A 19125-nucleotide genomic window follows, 5' to 3' on the forward strand; every position below is an offset into this window, starting at 1 on the left:
TCCGTCACCGGTCCTCTCGGGTGAAGGTGAGCTGGGAGACGTTGATGTAGCCGCTGGCGAACCCGGCCTGGGAGTAGGCCAGGTAGAAGTGCCACACCCGCATGAACAGGTCGTCGAACCCGAGCGCCAGGACGGCGTCGCGCTGGCCGAGGAACCGCCGGTCCCAGCGGCGCAGGGTCTCGGCGTAGTGGCTGCCCATCTCGAGCTGGTCGACGAGGCGGAGCGTGGTCTCGTGCCGCGTGATCTCGTCCATGACCTCGACGCTCGGGAGGAACCCGCCCGGGAAGATGTACTTGTTGATCCACGTGTGGCTGTCGCGGGTGGCGAGCATCCGGTCGTGGGGCATCGTGATGGCCTGGATCGAGACCTTGCCGCCGGGGGCGAGGACCCGGTCGATCGTCCGGAAGTAGGTGCCCCAGAACTCGTGGCCGACGGCCTCGATCATCTCGACCGACAGCACCGCGTCGTAGGCCCGGCCCGTGGAGCCGAGCGCGCGGTAGTCCATCAGCTCGACCTCGACCCGGTTGGCGAACCCCGCGGCCGCGATGCGCTCCTCGGCCAGCTCGAGCTGCTCGACCGAGAGGGTGATGGTGTGGACGTGGGCCCCGCGGCGGGCGGCTCGGACGGCCAGCTCCCCCCAGCCGGTGCCGATCTCGAGCACACGGGTGCCCTCGGTGACGCCGGCCTGGTCGAGCATCCGCTCGATCTTGCGGCCCTGCGCCTCGGCGAGGTCGGGGCCGTGGCGACGCGGGTCGTCGTGGTCGACCGGCTCCGGCGTGGTCGCGACCAGGTGCTCGGCCACCGACCCCGGGCCTGCGGGCGCCGCGTGCTGCGTGGTGTCGAAGAGGGCCGAGGAGTAGCTCAGCGTCTCGTCGAGGAAGAGCCGGAAGAGGTCGTTGGAGAGGTCGTAGTGGTGGGAGATGTTGGCCTGGCTGTTGTCCTCGGTGCTGCGGTGGTGGCTGGGCAGCCGGGGCGTCACCAGGGCGCGCAGGTGCTGGAGGGGCTCCGGGATCAGCGTGGCCATCCGGGCAGCGGGCACGGTCAGGAAGCCCGCGAGGTCCTCGGCGTCCCAGGCGCCGGTCAGGTAGGCCTCGCCGAAGCCGATCAGGCCCGCGCGACCGACGCGGGCGTAGAACTCGTCGGGGCGGTGCAGGCGCATCACCGGGCCGCCCTGGCCCAAGCGCCGACCGGTGGGCTCCTCCACCACGGTGATGGCCAGCCGTGACACCGCGGCGTGGAACAGGCGCTTGGCCACGGCCGCCGAGACCGCGGTGCGCGGTCCGACGGTGACGGGCTCGAGCGGGGGCATGCCCTGGGTGCGGGCGGTGGCAGGTCGGTCCTTCTCGATGGTCATCTCACGCCCTCCTGGCGGTGGCGGGGTCGCGGTCGGATCGGCAGGCGCCGGGCCCACAGCCAGATGCCGTGCGCCCGGATCAGCGCGCTGCCGCGCAGCGCGGCGCCGAGGGTCCTGCGGACGGGGATGTCGGTGCGGGTGCCGGTGAGGCTCGCGCTGAACGGGGCCTTCCCGTGGGCGTCGCCGTCGTGCCCGCGCAGCGTGACCGCCACGTGGAGGCGGTCGGTCGGCAGCGGCACCGCAACGTCGTACGAGCCGTCGACGCCGTGGAACGGGGACACGTACATCGCCTTGTCGGCCTGCGCGCGGCCCTGCTCGTCGGGGTGGACGAGGTAGGCGTGGCGGTCGCCGTAGGTGTTGTGCACCTCGACGACGACACCGGCCTGTCGCCCCGCGTCGTCGAAGCACCAGAACACGCTGATCGGGTTGAAGCAGTGGCCGAGCGAGCGCGGGTGCGCGGCCATCAGGATCGTGCCGGGGCGGTCGCCGTCGCCCAGCGAGACGCCGTTGTCGGCGAGGAACGCCTCGACGTTGCCGCGCAGGCTGCGCTCGGGCGAGCCGAGGTGGTCGCGGGCCTCGAAGCGTGCGAGGAAGCCGTGGTCGGGCAGGTGGTCGAGGTCGACCAACCAGAACGTCGAGCGGTGCTCGAAGCTGCGGCGGAAGGGCGCGCGACGGGTGTGGCGGATCGTGGTCTCGAAGCGGCCGGGCCGCGGCAGCACCGCCGTGGTGCGCGCCCACGGGAGGCCGAGGCGGGTGGCCGCGGCGAGGCCGGAGCGCGCGCCGTCCTCGTGGAAGCCCCAACCGTGGTAGGCCCCGGCGAAGGCGATCCGGTCGGTGTCGATCTCGGGCAGGCGACGCTGCGCGGCGACCGACTCCGGGGTGTAGAGCGGGTGCTCGTACTCCATCCGGTCGATGACCGTCGCCGGGTCGACGAGGTCCTCCCCACCGAGGGTGACCAGGTAGTGGGTGTCGGTGGGCAGGCGCTGGAGGCGGGTCAGGTCGTAGGTGACCGTGACCCCGCCGCTGCCGGACGCACCTGGCGCACCGGTCGCGCCGGGTTTCGGGACGCGTCGATCGTCCCCTCGCGAGCTCGGGTGCGATCCGACGCTCCTCAACCTCCCCGCCTGGGTCTGCGACTTCGCAAGCTCCGTCGCAGGGCGGTGAAAGTTCCACGAGGCCCGCGCGTCCGGTGCCGACGGCAGGAGCGAGACGTCGGTGTGGAGCAGGGCCGGGTTGCTGCTGTAGGGCAGCGCGGAGAGCACCTCGCGCTGGAGGTCGGTCGGCGCCTCGAGCATGGCGAGGGCGTGGGAGGGGTGGGTCGCGACGACGACCGCGTCGAAGCGGGTCGTGGCGCCGCTGCCGTCGGTGACCTCGACGCCGTCGGCGAGCTCGCGCACCGAGGTCACCTTGGTCTCGAGTCGTACGTCGTGGAGGCCGGCGGCCACCTTCGCGACGTACGTACCGGACCCGCCCGTGACGGTGCGCCACTGCGGGGAGCCGAAGACGCCGAGCATGCCGTGGTGCTCGAGGAAGGTGAAGAGGTAGCGCGCGGGGTAGTCGAGCGACGCGGCCGGGTCGCACGACCACACGGCCGCGACGAGCGGCTCCATGAAGTGGCGCACGAAGCCCGGCGAGAAGCCGCCCGCGGCGAGGAAGTCGCGCAACGTCCGGTCGTCGGTCGTGGCGGGCGTGCCCAGGAGCGCCCGGGCCTGTCGGTGGAACCGCGGGATCTCCAGCAGCATCCGCCAGTGCTCGCGCGAGCGCAGCGAGGAGGGCTGGGCGAACAGCCCGCGCGGCCCGAGCGCGCCGGCGTACTCGAGGCCGGTGCCGGCGTCGCTCACCGACAGCGACATCTCCGAGGGCTGCGTCTCGACGCCGAGCTCGGCGAAGAGCCGCAGGAGGGTCGGGTACGTGCGACGGTTGTGCACGATGAACCCGGTGTCGATGGCCAGCTCGCCGTCGGGCGTCTCGACCCGGTGCGTGTCGGCGTGGCCGCCGAGGCGGTCGTCGGCCTCGTACAGCGTGACGTGCGCGGTGCGCGAGGCGATCCACGCAGCGGTCAACCCCGCAACGCCCGAGCCGACGACGGCCACCGTGCGTTGCGGAGGTCGGGTCATGTCGCCTCCGTCAGGTCGAACAGGGCGATCGGGTCGGTGGTGGGCTGGTCCGAGCCGCCGTCGGGCTCGACCGTGATGCCCACGGCGATGGCCTCGGCCGCGGACCCGTCGAGCACCACGGTCTGGTCGGGATCGTCAGGCATCAGCCCTGCCGGGACCATGTCCTCGTCGGGCGTCTGGAACCACAGCTCGTAGTCCTTGCCCTCGGGGGCGGGGACCATGTCCTCGGTGGTGATGACGGCCTTGTCCTGCGACTTCGACCGGACGACGGTCGCGCGGCCGGCCTCGCCGAGGTCGAGGAAGACCTCCTCGGCGTCGGGAGCCTGGAGCACCTGCTCGGCAGCCGTCAGCCGCGGGGCGTCGTTGTCGTCAGCCCAGGGGGCGACGATCATCGCGCCGAGACCGACGAAGATCGCGAGCGCAGCCGCAACCAGAAAGGGCGCCCAGCCTCGCCGCCCGGCCGACTGCTCGGAGCGGGCAGGAGCGGCCACGGGGGCAGCGGTGACCTCGGGTGCGAGGGGACGGACCTGGGAGATACCGGAGAGCACGGAGTCGCGCAGCGACGCAGGGGGTGGGACGGCGACGGTCTCGGAGAGCAGCGCCGCGGTCTCGCGGAGCTCGGCCACCTCGGCCCGGCAGTCGTCGCACTGGGCGAGGTGCTGCTCGAACCTGGCTCGCTCGAGCTCGTCGAGGGCGTCCATGGCGTAGGCGCCCGTGAGCTTGTGCGGATCAAGGTCGCTCATGACGCAACTCCCATCAGGTCTCGCAGGCGGATCAGTCCGTCGCGTATTCGTGTCTTCGCAGTGCCCAACGGGACGTCGAGCAGGGTGGCGACCTCGGTGTGGGTGTAACCGCCGAAGTAGGTGAGCTCGACGGCGCGGCGCTGGACGTCGGTGAGGGTGGCGACCGCGCTGCGGACGCGGGCTGCGTCGAGCGAGGCGTGAGCGGCCTCGGCGGTCTGGTCGTGGTCGGACGGTGCCGTCTCGCGGTTCCACGTCTCGTCGCGGGCCGACGCGGCCTCGACCGAGCGGACCCGGTCGACGGCCTTGCGGTGGACGATCGTGAGCAGCCAGCCGGCAGCGCTGCCGCGTGCGGGGTCGAACCGGGTGCTGGAGCGCCAGGCGTCGAGGTAGGCCTCCTGGGTGACCTCCTCGGCGTGCGCCGGGTTGCGCACCACGCGGAGCGCGAGGCCGTACGCCCGCGCCGAGGTCGCGTCGTAGAAGGCGGCGAACGCTGCCTCGTCGCCGAGGGCCGACCGGTGCAGCAGGTCGGCGAGCCGGTGGGAGTCGCCCCCGGACGGGGCGCCCTCGGGCGCCCCGTCCGGTACGGGCCTCACGTGGTCCACGTCAGTCATCCTTGCAGTGTGTCGGGGAGGCCGATCACATCTGCGGCATCAGGACCTGGTCGACCACGTACACGGTCGCGTTGGCGGTCTGCACGTTGCCGCACACGACGCTGGCCTCGCCGATCGTGAAGTCCTCACCCTCGCCCTCGACCGTCAGCATGTCGCCGGCCAGGGTCTCGTGCTCGGCCGCGACGTCCTCGGGGCTGAGGCGCTCGCCGACCACGTGGTGGGTGAGGACCGTGGTGAGGGCCTCCTTGTCGGCGAGGAGCGCGTTGAGGTCCTTCTTCGGGATCGCGGCGAACGCGTCGTCGGTCGGGGCGAACACGGTGAGCGCCTCGGCGGAGTTCAGCGTGTCGACCAGGCCGGCCTCGCCCACGGCGGCGACGAGCGTCTTGAGGAGCGGGTTGTTGGAGGCGGCGGTGGCGACCGGGTCGTCCGCCATGCCCTCGACGGAGCCCTCACCGGAGGTGGGGACGCCGGCGCAGCCGGGGCCGAACGGAGCGTCGGCGGCCATCGGCTCCTCGGACTCCATGGGCTCCTCTGCGGGCTCCTCAGTGGGCTCGGAGGTCTCCGAGGTGGTGGCCTCGGCGGCGCTGTCGGTGTCGCTCTCGCTGCCACAGGCGGCCAGACCCATCGACGCGGTCAGCGCGAGGGCGGCGAGGCCCATGGTGCGGGTGCGGAGCAGGGTGTTCATGGCGTTGCCTTTCGGTTGGAACCAGGGGGGCCGTGAGGCCCGCTGTCGAGAGGTGTTCGGGGTGGTGCGGGGGGTGGATGGGTGATCTCGCGAAAAACTTTGGACAATCCTTGGACGGACGCCGGGCGTGCCGCCCGACGACGGGAGCCGTACGGGGAGCTGCGGCTCAGGTGATGGACACCGAGATCTCCTGCAGGCCGCTCGAGCCCTCGGGGAACGGCGTCATCCGTACGTCGGTCTGCACGTCGCCGTCCTTGTTGGTGGCGCGGCACGCGATGAAGTGCTGGCCCGGCTCGGCGTCCCACTCGACGTACCACTGGCGCCAGTAGTCGTCGGAGACCTGGGGTCCGAGCTCCGCGGGACGCCAGGCCTCGCCGTCGATGCGGACCTCGACCTTGTCGATGCCCGAGCCCTGGGCCCAGGCGATCCCGCCGACGACGACGGTGCCGGCCGGTGTCTGCGAGAGCCCCTTCGGGGTGTCGACGCGGCTCGAGAGCTTGATCGGGGCGTCAGTCGCCCAGTCCCGCTCGGTCCAGTAGGCCTGCTCGGCGTCGTAGGTCGTCAGGGTCATCCGGGTGATCCACTTGCAGGCGCTGACGAACCCGTAGAGGCCGGGCACGACCATCCGCGCCGGGAAGCCGTTGGCACGCGGCAGCGGGCCACCGTTCATGCCGATGGCGATCATCGCGTCGCGCCCGTCGAGCGCCACGTCCAGCGGGGTGGAGATGGTCATGCCGTCCACGTCGGTGGAGAGGATCTGGTCGGCGTTGGTCGAGTCGATGCCGGCGCGGGCGAGGACGTCCGCGAGCGGCACGCCCAGCCAGCGGGCGCCTCCGACGTAGGGCCCGCCCACCTCGTTGGACACGCAGGTGAGGGTGATGTCGCGCTCGACGATGTCCATCGCGGCGAGGTCGTCGAAGGTCAGGGTGACCTCCTGGTCGACGTCGCCGTCGATGGTGAGCGTCCACGAGTCGACGTCGACGGTGGGCAGCGTCAGGCGTGTGTCGACGCGGTAGAAGTCCGCGGTCGGGGTGCGCAGCGGCGTGATGCCGTCGTACGTCTCCTCCAGACCGGCGGGGAAGGGCGACGCGGGGTCGGTGGCGACCGGCAGGGCGACGTCGGTCCCGCCGAGGCGGTAGGACGTCACCCAGCGGCCGAGCGCCCCCATGGCGACTGCGGCCGCGGCGAGACCGCCGGTGGCCAGCACGACCCCGCGTCGGGTCGGGCCGTCGACCCCCGGCGACGGCTCCGTGGCAGCCCGGTCGTCGACGCGGTGCAGCCACCACAGCGAGGTGGCAGCGACAACGGCGGCGACGAGGGCGGGAAGGAGGTCCAGCGGCCCGGCACCCGGGCGCAGGACGGCGAGCACGCCGGCGAGGCCGGCGAGACCCACCACGACCAGCAGGCCGGGGGTCTCCCGGCGTGCCGTGAGGATGCCGGCGAGCGCCGACAGCAGCAGCACGACGACCGTCACGGTCCCGATCAGGACCAGCTTGTCGGCGCTGCCGAACTGCCGGATCGCCCACTCCTTGAGCGGGGTCGGGGTGAGGTCGATGACCGTCGAGCCGACCGCCAGCACGGGGGACGCGGCGGGGACGGTGAGGGCCGCGACCAGGTGCGCGGCCGCCAGGCCGACGAGGGTGGCGAGCACGCCGTACGCCGCGTGGCGCCACGTGCGCCGCCGGGACCGTTGGTCGGTGGTGTGCATGGGAGCAGTTCGGAGCGGTGGGCCGTACGGATGGCCCCGCGGACGGGCCGCGGTGCGGCAGGATGCCGCCATGACCGACGCCCCCGCCGAGCTCGTCCACTACGCCGTGACCGACGCCGTCGCCACGATCACCCTCGACAGCCCCGCCAACCGCAACGCGCTGAGCCGGCAGCTCGTCACCGAGCTGTTCGGGCACCTCGAGCGCGCCGGCGCCGACGACGCCGTACGCGTGGTGCTGGTCGAGAGCTCCGGCAAGGTCTTCTGCTCCGGGGCAGACCTCGCCGAGGCGACGACCGAGGGCATGGAGGTCGGTGCGCGTCGCATCGTCGACCTGCAGCGACTGATCGCCACGCTGGACAAGCCCGTGGTGACCAAGAACCTCGGCGCCGTCCGCGCCGGTGGCATCGGCATCATCGCCGCGGCAGACGTCGCGATCTGCGCCGAGGGCGCGACCTTCGCGCTGACCGAGGTCAAGCTCGGCCTCGCTGCGGCGATCATCAGCCTCACCGTGCACCATCGGATGAGCCCGCGCGCGGCCGCGCTGACCACGCTCGGCGGCGAGGTGTTCAGCGGGACCGAGGCGGCGGCGTACGGGCTCGTCACCAAGGCTGTGCCGGCGGAGGAGCTCGACGCCGAGGTGGCCGCGACCTGCGCGAGCCTGGCCACCGGCGCGGCGCAGGGGCTGCGCGAGTCCAAGCGGATCCTCAACCGCGACCTCGTGGCACGCATCGACGCGCTGGGCGAGGAGATGGCCGCGACCAGCGCCCGGCTGTTCGCCTCGGACGAGGCGCGCGAGGCCATGACGGCCTTCCTCTCCCGCGGGAGGTAGCCGGTCGCGGCGGTCCACGGTTGTCCCACAAGTCGGCAGCGGAGCGGGTGCGCCGGTACGCTTGCGGGTCTGCCCGGGAGCGTTGGGGCAGTTCATCGAGGGACGTCATCGGGGGATGAGGAGCGGGAGTTGAGCGAGGAGCTCGAGGCGCGGGAGATCGCGGCGGAGCAGGCGTACGTCGACGAGGTCTACGTCCAGCTCGAGGCGTCCATGGTGAACGCCCGTGCCCTGGCGACCGAGGGGCGCAACCGCGGCAAGCTGGAGCACGAGGGCGGCCTCGTCGAGCGCGACGCGATGGTCTTCCAGGCCGCCAAGCGGATCGCGCAGCTCGACGCCGCCCACGAGGGCCTCGTCTTCGGTCGCCTCGACCTCGACCCGTCGATCGACGCGCTCCCGCGCTACATCGGCCGCATCGGCGTCCGCAACGCCGAGCGCGACGTGCTGCTCATCGACTGGCGCGCGCCGGCCGCCGGGGTGTTCTACCAGGCCACCGCGGCGAGCCCGTCCGGAGTCGTGCGCCGTCGGGTGCTGCGCTCGCTGCACCGCACGGTCATCGGCGTCGAGGACGAGCTGCTCGACGACCAGGCCGACACCGACCTGCCGATCGTCGGCGAGGGCGCCCTGATGGCGCAGCTCTCGCGGGCCCGTGACCGGTCGATGCACTCCATCGTCGCCACCATCCAGGCCGAGCAGGACCAGGCGATCCGCGCGCCCGGCAAGGGCGTCGTGTCGATCTCCGGCGGCCCCGGCACCGGCAAGACCGTCGTCGCGCTGCACCGCGCGGCGTTCCTGCTCTACTCCGACCGCCGCCGCTACGAGGGCGGCGGCGTGCTCGTCGTCGGTCCGAGCGGCGTGTTCATGCGCTACATCGAGCGGGTGCTGCCCAGCCTCGGCGAGACCGCGGTCGCGCTGCGCTCGCTCGGCGAGGTCGTCGGCGGCATCCGGGCCACGCGCCACGACGAGCCCGCGGTGGCCGACGTCAAGGGTGCGACACGGATGGCCGAGCTGCTCCGGCGCACCGCCCGCCAGCACGCGCCCGGCGCCCCGACCAGTTTCCGCATCTACTGGCGCGACGAGACCATCGTGCTCGACCCCGGCCTGCTCGGCCGGCTCCGTCGCCAGCTGATGTCGCAGGGCCGGCGCAACCGCCAGCTGCCCCGCGTCGCGAAGACCCTGCTCGACGCGATGTGGCGCCAGGTGACCGGCGAGCGCGGCAAGGAGCGCGGGCGTGAGGCCTTCGACGACGACATGCTCGGCCACGAGGGGTTCGTCGAGTTCGCGTCGGCCTGGTGGCCGCCGCTGGACGCACCGACGGTGTTCGGCTGGCTGCGCGACCCCGAGTTCCTCGCCCGCGTGGGCGAGGGCGTGGTGTCCCGCGAGGACCAGGCGCTCCTGCTCAAGTCGTGGGCCGTCGGTGGGCTGTCGATCGAGGACGTCCCCCTGATCGACGAGCTGCGCTACGCCCTTGGCGACGTGCCGCAGCGCACCGACGACGAGCGCGACCTCGACGAGACCGGCCTGCTCGAGGGCGGTGTCGACCTCCAGGAGCTCACCACCATCTCCGAGCGCGAGTACGCCCCCGGCGGCCTCGCCTGGTCGGCGCCGACCCACCGCATCGAGGACGACGGCTACGCGCACGTCCTCATCGACGAGGCGCAGGACCTGACCCCGATGCAGTGGCGGATGGTCGGGCGCCGCGGGCGCGCCGCGAGCTGGACCATCGTCGGCGACCCGGCCCAGTCCTCGTGGCCCGACGCCCCCGAAGCGGCAGCCGCCCGCGCGGCCGCCCTGGAGGGCAAGGAGCTCCACGAGTTCCACCTGTCCACCAACTACCGCAACTCCGCCGAGATCTACTCCTTCGCCGCCGACTACGCCCGCCGCGTCGGGCTCGACGCCGACCTGCCTGACGCCGTGCGGCGTACGGGCGAGGAGCCGCGCGTGGTCGGTCCGGTCGACGACCTCGAGGCCGCGGTGCGCGAGGCGGTCACCGCGACCGCCGGCCGGGTCGAGGGCACCGTCGGCGTCGTGGTGCCGGTCGCCCGGCGCTCCGAGGTCAACGCCTGGCTGGCGTCCTGGCCCGAGGTCGCCGCCGACGCGCCCAACGCCCGCGCGGCGGTCGACTCCAGCGTCACGCCGAGCGGCGAGGACCGCATCGTCGTCCTGACCGGCCTCGACACCAAGGGCCTCGAGTTCGACGGCATCGTCGTGGTCTCCCCGCAGGAGATCGAGGACGAGTCCGCGACCGGCCGGGCCACGCTGTACGTCGTGCTGACCCGCGCGACGCAGCTGCTGACGACCGTCGGCTGAGGTCCGCCCCGGGGTGCGGCCGTCGGTGGCAGCCCGTACCCTTCTGGGCTCACGTCCTCGGTCCCACCACTCCGCCAGCCCACGTCCCGGGAGGGTCATCTCCTTGCTCGCGCGCGCCCACGCCATCGCCGTCTCGATGCTCGTGCCGCTGGTCCTGTCCCTGCTCGCGACGACCGGCGCACCGGCCTCGGCAGGCATCGCCGGCGGCGACACCGTCGACTCCGACCCGGCCCCGACCTGGGGGTGGGAGAGCGTCTTCCGCGATGACTTCGAGGGGGTTGCCGGCGCGTGGCCCGAGCAGTGGCACGCCATCCCCGGCTGGAGCCCGGCAGCCCAGAACGGCCTCGGCCAGCTCGACGTCGGGCGGCTCTCCCAGCTCCGCACCAACCTGGGGTGGACGCTGCCCGCGGGCACCCAGGTGCGGGTCAGCGCCAGCATCCTGATGCCCGACACCGGCAGCAACTACGCCGCGTTGTGGATGCAGCACCCCAGCGCGACCGATCCCCGCGAGATCGACGTCATCGAGAGCTACGGCCCGCAGAAGCCGACGGGCGCCCAGCTCGGGTCGCACATCTGCTACGACCTGGTCGACGACAGCGTCGACGGTGCGTGCGCGGCCGCGGGGATGCCGTCCGACCTGGTGCCGGTCGGCCACCTGTTCGCCGAGGGCCTCAAGCCGTGGCAGGCCTACTGGCACTACCAGGCCGAGTTCACCATCGGCGGCGACACGGTGACCTACACCGCCGTCGACGCCTTCGGCAACCAGGTCTACTCCCTCACCTCGACCCCCGACCTCCGTCGCGTGCCGGGCAACGTCACCCCGCTTCACCTGCGGCTCTCCAACAAGGACGTGCTGCCCCAGCACGCCGTCGCCGGCGGCGAGCGGCAGGGGATGCTCGTCGACTGGGTGGGCGTCGACGTCAGGTACCCCTAGCCGCCCGACCCGGGCCGGTCGCCCGGCGGACACGCCGCAGGCGGGCGCGCGGACGCCCGTAGGGTTTCGGCCATGACCGAGATGACGCCCGTCTCACCTCCCGTGGCCGACCTCCTGGAGCAGATCCAGGGGCACGGCGCGTGGGCGGTCATCCGCCGCAAGGCCTCGCCGACGGCGGGCCTGATCGGCGGCACGCCGCACGAGGTGGCGTCGCTGCTCGACATCCCGCTCGAGGCGGGGGCCCCCGCGCCGGGCCGCAGCGCCGACCGGCTGGTCGCGGTCCCGTTCCGCCAGGTGCGCGAGCGCGGGTTCGCCGCCATCGACGACGGCGCCCCGCTGACGGTCGTCGACATCGAGGCCGAGCACGAGGTGTCGGTCGACGACCTGCTCGCCGCGCTCCCGGACGTACCCGTCGAGCTCGCCGACCGCGGCGGCTTCGCCACCAGCGACGAGGACTACGGCAAGGTCGTCGAGGCGATCATCCGCGACGAGATCGGCCAGGGCGAGGGCGCGAACCTCGTGATCGGCCGGCACTACCGCGCCGTCCTCGCCGACTGGGACGCCGCGCGTGCCCTGACCGTCCTGCGCCGCCTGATGGAGCGCGAGCGCGGCGCGTACTGGACGTTCTGCTTCTACACCGGCGACCGGTTCCTCATCGGCGCCAGTCCCGAGCGGCACGTCTCGGTGCGGCAGGGCGACGTACGGATGAACCCGATCTCGGGGACGTTCCGGGTCGCGGGCCACGGCGACGAGCTGAAGGACCGCCTCCTCGAGTTCCTCGCCGACGAGAAGGAGGTCTTCGAGCTCTTCATGGTCGTCGACGAGGAGCTCAAGATGATGTGCGACATCTGCCACGAGGGCGGCCAGGTGCTCGGGCCGTTCCTCAAGCCGATGACCCACCTGATCCACACCGAGTACCTCCTCGCCGGCCGCTCGGACCGCGACCACCGCGAGATCCTGCGCGACACGATGTTCGCCGCGACCGTGACGGGCGCGCCCGTCGAGAACGCCTGCCGGCTGATCGCCGACTACGAGCCCGAGGGTCGCGGCTACTACGGCGCCGCGCTCGCGCTCTTCGGGCGCTCGCCCGACGGCACGCCGACGATGGACAGCCCGATCCTCATCCGCACCGCCGACGTCTCGCCCGCGGGCGAGCTCAAGGTCACCGCCGGGGCCACGCTGGTGCGTGACTCCGACGCGGCGTACGAGGTGGCCGAGACCCGCGCCAAGGCGGGCGGGATCCTGAGCGCCTTCGGGCTGGCGCCGGCGGCGACCTCCGACGGCACCGACATCGCCGAGCTCGCGCGCGACGAGGACGTCCTGCTCGCGCTGGGCACCCGCAACCAGCGGCTGTCGCGGTTCTGGCTGACCGACCAGGCCGGTGAGCCCGCCGACCCCGGCCTCGCCGGCAAGCAGGCGGTGATCCTGCACGGCGAGGACGACTTCGTGAACATGCTCGTCCACGTGCTCGGGGTCTTCGGGATGACCTCGCGGGTGGTGCGGCACGAGGACTACGCCACTGGCGCCTTCGACGACGCCGACCTCGTCGTCGTCGGTCCGGGCCCGGGCGACCCACGCGAGGGCGACCACCCCAAGATCGCGTCCTTCCGCCGGGCGGTCGACGACCTGCTCGCCTCCGGCCAGCCGTTCCTCGCGGTGTGCCTGGGCCACCAGACGCTGTGCGAGCGCCTCGGCCTCGACCTCGGCTACAAGGACGTCGTCTTCCAGGGCACCCAGTCGCCGGTGCGCCTCGACGGCCGCACCGAGCGGGTCGGCTTCTACAACACATTCGTGGGCCGGGTCCCCGACGGCTACGCCCGGCCCGACGGCACCCTGCCCCACGGACTGCAGGTCGAGGCCGACGAGGCGACGGGCGACATCCACGCCATCGTCGGGCCGCACTACCGCGGCATCCAGTTCCACGCCGAGTCGATCCTCACCGAGAACGGCTACGACCTGCTCCATGCGGCGGTCCGCGACCTCCTCACTCCCGCCGCTGGTTGAGCAGGGCGAGGAACGAGACACGCTCGCTGCACCCGTTGCTCGACCAGCGACCAGCATGCACTAAAGTCGAGTGAGGCGCTCGACAATGAGGTCGTCGGCGTGGGAGGCAACCATCCGGGGTCGTACGGCGTCACCCTAGGTAGCCGAGGGCGGGGACACGACGGGGGAGCAGTGCGGAGATTCAGGGGAGCGGTGGCAGGCGTGTGCCTGCTGGTGCTGACGGCATGCGGCACGAACGGGTCGCCGGGCGGTCCGAGGGGGCCGGACGACGCCGCGCCACCGCGTACGACGGGCGAGGCGTCCGCGGTCGGCGACCTCGAGCCCGCGGCGGCGCGGGCCAAGCGGCCCAGCATCGTCGTGGTGGTGCTCGACGACTTCTCGATGGACCTCGTGCAGACCATGCGGTCGGTGCAGCGGATGCGGCGGACGGGGGCGAGCTATCCGCACTCCTTCGTGACCGACTCGCTGTGCTGCGTGTCGCGATCGAGCTTCTTCACCGGGCAGTACCCCCACCAGACCGGGGTGCGCACCAACACCTCCAACCGCGGCACGTCGAGGCTCGGCGGCTGGCCGGCGTACGACACCAACGGCAACCCGGAGCGGGCCTTCAACGTCCGGCTCCAGCAGGCGGGCTACCACACCGGCTTCGTCGGCAAGTTCCTCAACGAGTACGAGTGGTCCCCGGGGCGCGCCCTGCCGCCGGTGGTGCCGGGCTGGACGACCTTCCACACGGTCTTCGGCTCCGCCTACGACGGCTGGGACTTCGCCAGCACCACGCTCGACGGTCAGCGGATGCGGCTCGTGCAGCACCCCGCACCGCCCGCGAGCGCGAGCAACGCCGCCAAGGACGAGGCCTACGCGGGGACGGTCATCGGCGACCTCGCGATGGACTTCGTCACGGCCAACGAGGCCTCCGACGCGCCCTACTTCCTCGAGGTCTCGCTCTACGCGCCGCACAACCGGGTCAACCCCGAGCCGCACTACGCCGGTGACCCGCTCTTCCCGCCGATGTTCCGCGACCGCACCGGTCCGCGCAGCTGCGGCCGGGTCGCGTGCCGCAAGCTGACCGTCGACGACCTTCCCGGCTTCGCCGACCCGCGCCGCGACAACCGCCCTCGCCGGGCCAACGGCAAGCCGGCCCGCGCCTGGAACACCGTGCGTACGCTCCCGGCGGCCACCGCCGTGCGCGACCTGCGCGACCGGGCGCGGATGGCGCAGTCGGCCGACCGGCTCGTCTCGCGCATCCTGCGCACGGTCGGTCCCAACACCTATGTCGTGCTCACCTCCGACAACGGTTTCCACCTCGGGCAGAACGGCCTGGGCCGCGGCAAGGGGACGCCCTACGACACCGACGTCCGGGTGCCGCTGCTCGTGACCGGTCCGGGCGTCGTGCCGGGCACACGCCGCGAGGTCACCAGCAACATCGACCTCGCGCCGACCTTCGAGGAGCTCGCCGGGCTGCCGCCCGCGCCCTACCGCAGCGGGCTCTCGCTGGTGCCGACCCTGACCCGGCCCGCGCTGGTGCGCCAGTCGTACGCCTTCCTCGAGCACACCCAGCAGACGCTCACCGGCAACGACCCGGACGCCGCCTTCACGGGGCCGGAGCTCGACCGGATCCCGTCGTTCACGGCCGTGCGCAGCCGGACGGCGCTGCTGGCGCGCTTCGACCTCGACCCGCGGCGCGGCCGGGTGCAGTGGGGCTACGAGTTCTACTCCTACCGCAAGAAGCGGTTCGAGGAGCGCAACAGCTTCGCTGCCAAGGGGCGGCGCGACGAGGTGGCGGCGCTGATGGCCAAGCTCGTCGCCTTCGACGGCTGCCGGGAGTCCGGGGACCAGCCGGTGTCGCCGGCGTGCCTGTCGCTGCGCCAGTAGCACTAGGGTCGGCGCGTGACGCCGGACGTGATCGTGGTGGACCACCACGACTCCTACACGTGGAACCTGGTCCACCTCGTCGCCGCGGTGACGGGGGTGCTGCCACGCGTGGTGCAGCACGACGAGGTGTCGCCGGACGACGTGCTGCGGCACTCGCACGTCGTGCTGTCGCCGGGCCCGGGTACCCCGGACTCCCCGGCCGACTTCTCCGTCGGCACCGCCGTGCTGCGCGACGGCTCACGCCCCGTGCTCGGCGTGTGCCTGGGGATGCAGGGCCTGGTGGCGGCGTACGGCGGGACGGTGTCGCGCCTGCGCCCGGCGCACGGCGAGGTCGCCTCGATCAGCCACGACGGCGCCGGGGTCTTCGCCGGTGTGCCGCAGGGGTTCGCGGCGGTGCGCTACCACTCGCTCGGCGCGGTGGAGCTGCCCGCCGAGGTGGTGGCGACCGCGTGGAGCGAGGACGGCGTGGTGATGGGGGTGCGGCACGTCGACCGACCGCTCGAGGGCGTGCAGTTCCACCCCGAGTCGATCCTGTCGGAGCACGGCGCGGCTCTCGTCAGGAACTTCCTCTCATGACCGCTCCCGACCCGGTCTCCTTCTTCCGCGACGTGGCCTCGCGCCACGCACGATGCTTCTGGCTCGACGGCGGCGGCGCGCGCGAGTGGTCGGGGCGCCGCTCGATCATCGGCTGGCTCGACGAGGACGACGCCTCCCTGTCCTGGTCGGCCGCGCGGCGCGTGGTGACCCTGCACGAGGCCGGGTCCGCGCGCGTCGTGGGGGACGACGTCTTCGCGGTGCTCGAGGAGCGGATCTCCGCGGGCGAGCAGTGGTTCGGCTATCTCGGGTACGCCTCGCGCACCGACCTGCCCGCCGCCCCCGACGCGTTCCTGCCCGACGCGGTCTGGATGCGGCCGCGGGAGGTGCGGGTGTTCGAGCACGCGGCGGAGCCCTCCGGGGACTCCCCGCTCGAGCGGGGAGTCCGCCACCTGGAGGGGGGTGCAACCGCCTCGGAGAGTCAGACTTCCCCGCCACGTGCGTACGCCGCCGCCTTCGCACGCGTCCAGGAGCACCTCCACGCCGGCAACTCCTACGAGGTCAACCTCACCCACCGGCTCGCCCGCACGTCCGACCTCGACCCGGTGACGGCGTACCTCCGGCTCCGCGAGCTCAACCCCGCGCCGTACAGCGGGTTCCTCCAGCACGACGTCGCCGGTGCGCGCGCGTGGCTGCTGTCGAGCTCGCCGGAGCGGTACGCGCTGGTCACCGCCGACCGCCACCTCGAGACCAAGCCGATCAAGGGCACCACCCCCCGCGGGCGCACGCCCGAGGAGGACGATGCGCAGCGCGAGCGGCTGGCGCGCGAGCCCAAGACCCGCGCGGAGAACCTGATGATCGTCGACCTGCTCCGCAACGACCTGTCGCTGGTGTGCGACGTCGGGTCGGTCGAGGTGCCGGCGCTCATGCAGGTCGAGACGTACGAGTCGGTGCACCAGCTCGTCTCCACCGTCCGCGGCCGGCTGCGCGACGACGTGTCGACGGTGGGGGCCCTCCGGGCGCTGTTCCCCGCGGGCTCGATGACGGGTGCGCCCAAGCTGCGCACGATGGAGGTGATCGAGGAGGTCGAGGCGTCCCCGCGCGGGGCGTACGCCGGCGCGTTCGGGTGGATCAGCGGCGACGGCCCGGCAGACCTCGGGGTCGTCATCCGCTCGCTGATGACCGACGGCAGCGGCACCTGGATCCTCGGCACGGGCGGTGGCATCACCGTGAAGTCCGAGGTCGCCGAGGAGTGGGCCGAGTCGGAGTGGAAGGCCGAGCGGCTGCTGCGCGTCTTCGTCTAGGCCGACGGCGCGTCGGCCCGGGCGCCGGGCACCCACAGGGAGAAGCGCGCCCCGCCGCCCGGCGCCTCGGAGACCTGGACCTGCCCGCCGTGTCGGTCGACGACCTGCCGCACGATGGCCAGGCCGAGGCCCGAGCCGGGCATCGCGCGGGACTCCTCGGCGCGGTAGAAGCGGTCGAAGACGTGCGGGCGGTCGGCCTCGGCGACGCCGCTGCCCTGGTCGTCGACGGTCAGCACGCCACCGGTCAGGCGCACGGTGACGGTGCCGTCGGTGGGGCTCCACTTGGCGGCGTTGTCGAGCAGGTTGGTCACCGCGCGCTCGAGGCTGTTGGCGTCGCCCACCACCGGCCAGGCGTCGAGCGCGACGTCGAAGGCGACCCCGTGGGCGCGGCGGCGTACGCGCGTGACCGCCCGCTCGACCACCTCGGCGAGGTCGACCTGCGCGACCACGTGGGTGGTCGGCTCGTCGCGGGCGAGCTCGACGAGGTCGCCGACGAGGGCGCTGAGCTCCTCGATCTGGCCGCGGACGTCGTCGAGCAGCTCGAGCCGCGCGTCGGTGGGGAGGGCGGTGTTGCCCTCGGCCTGGCGCAGCAGGTCGAGGTTGGTGCGCAGCGAGGTGAGGGGCGTACGCAGCTCGTGGCTCGCGTCGGCGACCAGCCGCCGCTGCCGGTCGCGGGAGGCCCCGAGGGCGAGCAGCATCTGGTTGAAGGCGGTCGCGAGACGCGCGACCTCGTCGTCGCCCTCGACCCGCAGGGGCGTGAGGTCCTCGGTCACCGCGATGCGCTCCACCGCGGTGGTGAGGCGGCGTACGGGTCTGAGCCCGTTCTTGGCGACCAGCCAGCCGGCCAGCAGCGCGGCGAGCACGCCGAGCGCGCCGAAGACGAAGAGCACGCCGCCGAGTTTCTCCAGCGTCCGGTCGTTGGGCGCGAGGGGCTGGGCGAGGATCAGCGCGGCGCCGTCGTTGGCCTGCACGGTCGCCACGCGGAACCGTTCGCCCTCGGTCGTGACGAGGGTGCGTACGGAGGACTCGCGCCGACCGGTCGCCACCTCGTACTCGGGGCGCCCGAGGGTGAGGCTCGGGACGTCGTCCCCGGTCACCACGCGGCCCTCGGCGGTGACGAAGATGATCCGCACGTCGGCAGCGCCGAGCACCCACGCGGGCACGCCGTCGGCGGTGATCCGCGACAGCGTGGTGAAGGCGGTGGCCTTGTGCGCACGGTTGAGCAGCGACTGGTCGAGCGAGCTCATCATCTGCTGGCGCATCACGACGAACGCGGTGAAGGCCATGGCCGCGATGGACAGGCCGAGCACGATGGTGGTGAGGACGGCGACCCGCGACGCCAGCGACCGGCGGTAGTGCCAGCGCCCGTCGGGCCAGGCGGGGGCCGACCGCGCGGCGGTGGTCATGATTCCTTCAGGACGTACCCGACGCCACGGACGGTCTGGATCAGCCGCGGCTCGCCAGCGGCCTCGGTCTTGCGGCGCAGGTAGCCGACGTAGACCTCGAGCGAGTTGGCGCTGGTCGGGAAGTCGTAGCCCCAGACCTCCTCCAGGATGAAGGAGCGGTCGAGCACGCGGCGCGGGCGGCGCAGGAACATCTCGAGCAGGGTGAACTCGGTGCGGGTCAGCTCGATCGCGCGGCCGCCGCGCGAGACGTCGCGGCTGGCGACGTCCATCGTGAGGTCGGCGAAGGACAGCACCTCGCTCTCGCCGTCCTCGTCGGGCACGACGCGGCGCAGCAGCGCCCGCAGGCGGGCCAGCAGCTCCTCCAGCGCGAACGGCTTGGTGAGGTAGTCGTCGGCGCCGGCGTCGAGGCCCTCGACCCGGTCGCCCACCGCGTCGCGCGCGGTGAGCACCAGCACGGGCACGTCGTTGCCGGCCGCGCGGAGGGCACGGGTGGTCTCGATCCCGTCGAGGCGCGGCATCATCACGTCGATCACCACGACGTCGGGGTGCTGGGCGCCCACCGCGACCAGGCCCTCGGCCCCGTCCGCGGCGAGGACGACCTCGTAGCCGTTGAACTCCAGGGACCGGCGCAGAGAATCACGCACCGCCCGGTCGTCGTCCACGACGAGCACGCGGGGCTTGGAGTCGCTCACGCCGCAAGGATGCCACCGGCTCCTG

The 19125-nt window shown here is 73.0% G+C and carries 15 protein-coding genes; 7 read left to right on the forward strand and 8 right to left on the reverse strand.

Annotation, left to right across the window (positions count from 1 at the left end):
* Positions 1–4: 4 nt before the first annotated feature.
* From EXE59_RS05280 to EXE59_RS05305, 6 genes are all read right to left on the reverse strand, one after another.
* Positions 5–1354: an SAM-dependent methyltransferase gene (locus EXE59_RS05280; protein ID WP_135837960.1), complete on the reverse strand. Its 1350-nt coding sequence runs from the start codon at positions 1352–1354 to the stop codon at positions 5–7.
* Positions 1351–3471: an FAD-dependent oxidoreductase gene (locus tag EXE59_RS24390; RefSeq protein ID WP_135837961.1), complete on the reverse strand. Its 2121-nt coding sequence runs from the start codon at positions 3469–3471 to the stop codon at positions 1351–1353. The genes EXE59_RS05280 and EXE59_RS24390 overlap by 4 nt, the downstream gene beginning before the upstream one ends.
* On the reverse strand, positions 3468–4214 hold the full coding sequence (locus EXE59_RS05290) for an anti-sigma factor (RefSeq protein WP_135837962.1): 747 nt from the start codon (positions 4212–4214) through the stop codon (positions 3468–3470). Before EXE59_RS05290 ends, EXE59_RS24390 begins: the two co-directional genes overlap by 4 nt.
* Positions 4211–4825 carry an ECF RNA polymerase sigma factor SigK gene (sigK, locus tag EXE59_RS05295; protein WP_135837963.1) on the reverse strand — a complete coding sequence of 205 codons (615 nt, stop codon included), beginning with the start codon at positions 4823–4825 and terminating at the stop codon, positions 4211–4213. Before sigK ends, EXE59_RS05290 begins: the two co-directional genes overlap by 4 nt.
* Before the next feature lie 25 nt (positions 4826–4850).
* Positions 4851–5510 carry a fasciclin domain-containing protein gene (locus tag EXE59_RS05300; protein WP_135837964.1) on the reverse strand — a complete coding sequence of 220 codons (660 nt, stop codon included), beginning with the start codon at positions 5508–5510 and terminating at the stop codon, positions 4851–4853.
* Positions 5511–5676: 166 nt separating this feature from the next.
* Positions 5677–7218, reverse strand: coding sequence for a molybdopterin-dependent oxidoreductase (locus tag EXE59_RS05305; protein WP_135837965.1), 1542 nt, complete (start codon positions 7216–7218; stop codon positions 5677–5679).
* Positions 7219–7288: 70 nt separating this feature from the next.
* On the opposite strand from EXE59_RS05305, the gene EXE59_RS05310 reads away from it, so the two are divergent.
* From EXE59_RS05310 to EXE59_RS05340, 7 genes are all read left to right on the forward strand, one after another.
* Positions 7289–8047, forward strand: a complete 759-nt coding sequence (locus EXE59_RS05310) for an enoyl-CoA hydratase-related protein (RefSeq protein WP_135837966.1) — start codon at positions 7289–7291, stop codon at positions 8045–8047.
* A 129-nt stretch (positions 8048–8176) separates the two neighbouring features.
* Positions 8177–10354: a HelD family protein gene (locus tag EXE59_RS05315; RefSeq protein ID WP_135837967.1), complete on the forward strand. Its 2178-nt coding sequence runs from the start codon at positions 8177–8179 to the stop codon at positions 10352–10354.
* Positions 10355–10457: 103 nt separating this feature from the next.
* Positions 10458–11288 (forward strand): hypothetical protein, encoded by an 831-nt coding sequence (locus tag EXE59_RS05320; RefSeq protein ID WP_135837968.1) that lies wholly within the window; start codon positions 10458–10460, stop codon positions 11286–11288.
* A 72-nt stretch (positions 11289–11360) separates the two neighbouring features.
* Positions 11361–13292 (forward strand): anthranilate synthase family protein, encoded by a 1932-nt coding sequence (locus tag EXE59_RS05325; RefSeq protein WP_135837969.1) that lies wholly within the window; start codon positions 11361–11363, stop codon positions 13290–13292.
* A 192-nt stretch (positions 13293–13484) separates the two neighbouring features.
* Positions 13485–15164 (forward strand): sulfatase-like hydrolase/transferase, encoded by a 1680-nt coding sequence (locus EXE59_RS05330; protein ID WP_135837970.1) that lies wholly within the window; start codon positions 13485–13487, stop codon positions 15162–15164.
* 15 nt (positions 15165–15179) lie between these two features.
* Positions 15180–15740, forward strand: a complete 561-nt coding sequence (locus EXE59_RS05335) for an anthranilate synthase component II (protein ID WP_135837971.1) — start codon at positions 15180–15182, stop codon at positions 15738–15740.
* Positions 15737–17002, forward strand: a complete 1266-nt coding sequence (locus EXE59_RS05340) for an anthranilate synthase component I family protein (protein ID WP_135837972.1) — start codon at positions 15737–15739, stop codon at positions 17000–17002. Before EXE59_RS05335 ends, EXE59_RS05340 begins: the two co-directional genes overlap by 4 nt.
* Here EXE59_RS05340 and EXE59_RS05345 read toward each other — a convergent pair.
* Positions 16999–18408, reverse strand: coding sequence for a HAMP domain-containing sensor histidine kinase (locus EXE59_RS05345; RefSeq protein ID WP_135837973.1), 1410 nt, complete (start codon positions 18406–18408; stop codon positions 16999–17001). The genes EXE59_RS05340 and EXE59_RS05345 overlap by 4 nt on opposite strands.
* A complete protein-coding gene (locus EXE59_RS05350) occupies positions 18405–19100 on the reverse strand; it encodes a response regulator transcription factor (protein WP_135837974.1) in 696 nt (231 codons plus the stop codon). Before EXE59_RS05350 ends, EXE59_RS05345 begins: the two co-directional genes overlap by 4 nt.
* Between the last annotated feature and the right edge of the window lie 25 nt (positions 19101–19125).

It is taken from the genome of Nocardioides eburneiflavus (genome assembly GCF_004785795.1).
Lineage (GTDB): Bacteria > Actinomycetota > Actinomycetes > Propionibacteriales > Nocardioidaceae > Nocardioides > Nocardioides eburneiflavus.

Excerpts from the sequence above, each read along its gene's own strand:
- sigK (WP_135837963.1), bottom strand. The coding sequence starts at position 4,825 with ATGACTGACGTGGACCACGTGAGGCCCGTACCGGACGGGGCGCCCGAG.
- EXE59_RS05345 (WP_135837973.1), bottom strand. The coding sequence starts at position 18,408 with ATGACCACCGCCGCGCGGTCGGCCCCCGCCTGGCCCGACGGGCGCTGG.
- EXE59_RS05290 (WP_135837962.1), bottom strand. The coding sequence starts at position 4,214 with ATGAGCGACCTTGATCCGCACAAGCTCACGGGCGCCTACGCCATGGAC.
- EXE59_RS05340 (WP_135837972.1), top strand. The coding sequence starts at position 15,737 with ATGACCGCTCCCGACCCGGTCTCCTTCTTCCGCGACGTGGCCTCGCGC.
- EXE59_RS24390 (WP_135837961.1), bottom strand. The coding sequence starts at position 3,471 with ATGACCCGACCTCCGCAACGCACGGTGGCCGTCGTCGGCTCGGGCGTT.
- EXE59_RS05310 (WP_135837966.1), top strand. The coding sequence starts at position 7,289 with ATGACCGACGCCCCCGCCGAGCTCGTCCACTACGCCGTGACCGACGCC.
- EXE59_RS05300 (WP_135837964.1), bottom strand. The coding sequence starts at position 5,510 with ATGAACACCCTGCTCCGCACCCGCACCATGGGCCTCGCCGCCCTCGCG.
- EXE59_RS05325 (WP_135837969.1), top strand. The coding sequence starts at position 11,361 with ATGACCGAGATGACGCCCGTCTCACCTCCCGTGGCCGACCTCCTGGAG.
- EXE59_RS05280 (WP_135837960.1), bottom strand. The coding sequence starts at position 1,354 with ATGACCATCGAGAAGGACCGACCTGCCACCGCCCGCACCCAGGGCATG.
- EXE59_RS05305 (WP_135837965.1), bottom strand. The coding sequence starts at position 7,218 with ATGCACACCACCGACCAACGGTCCCGGCGGCGCACGTGGCGCCACGCG.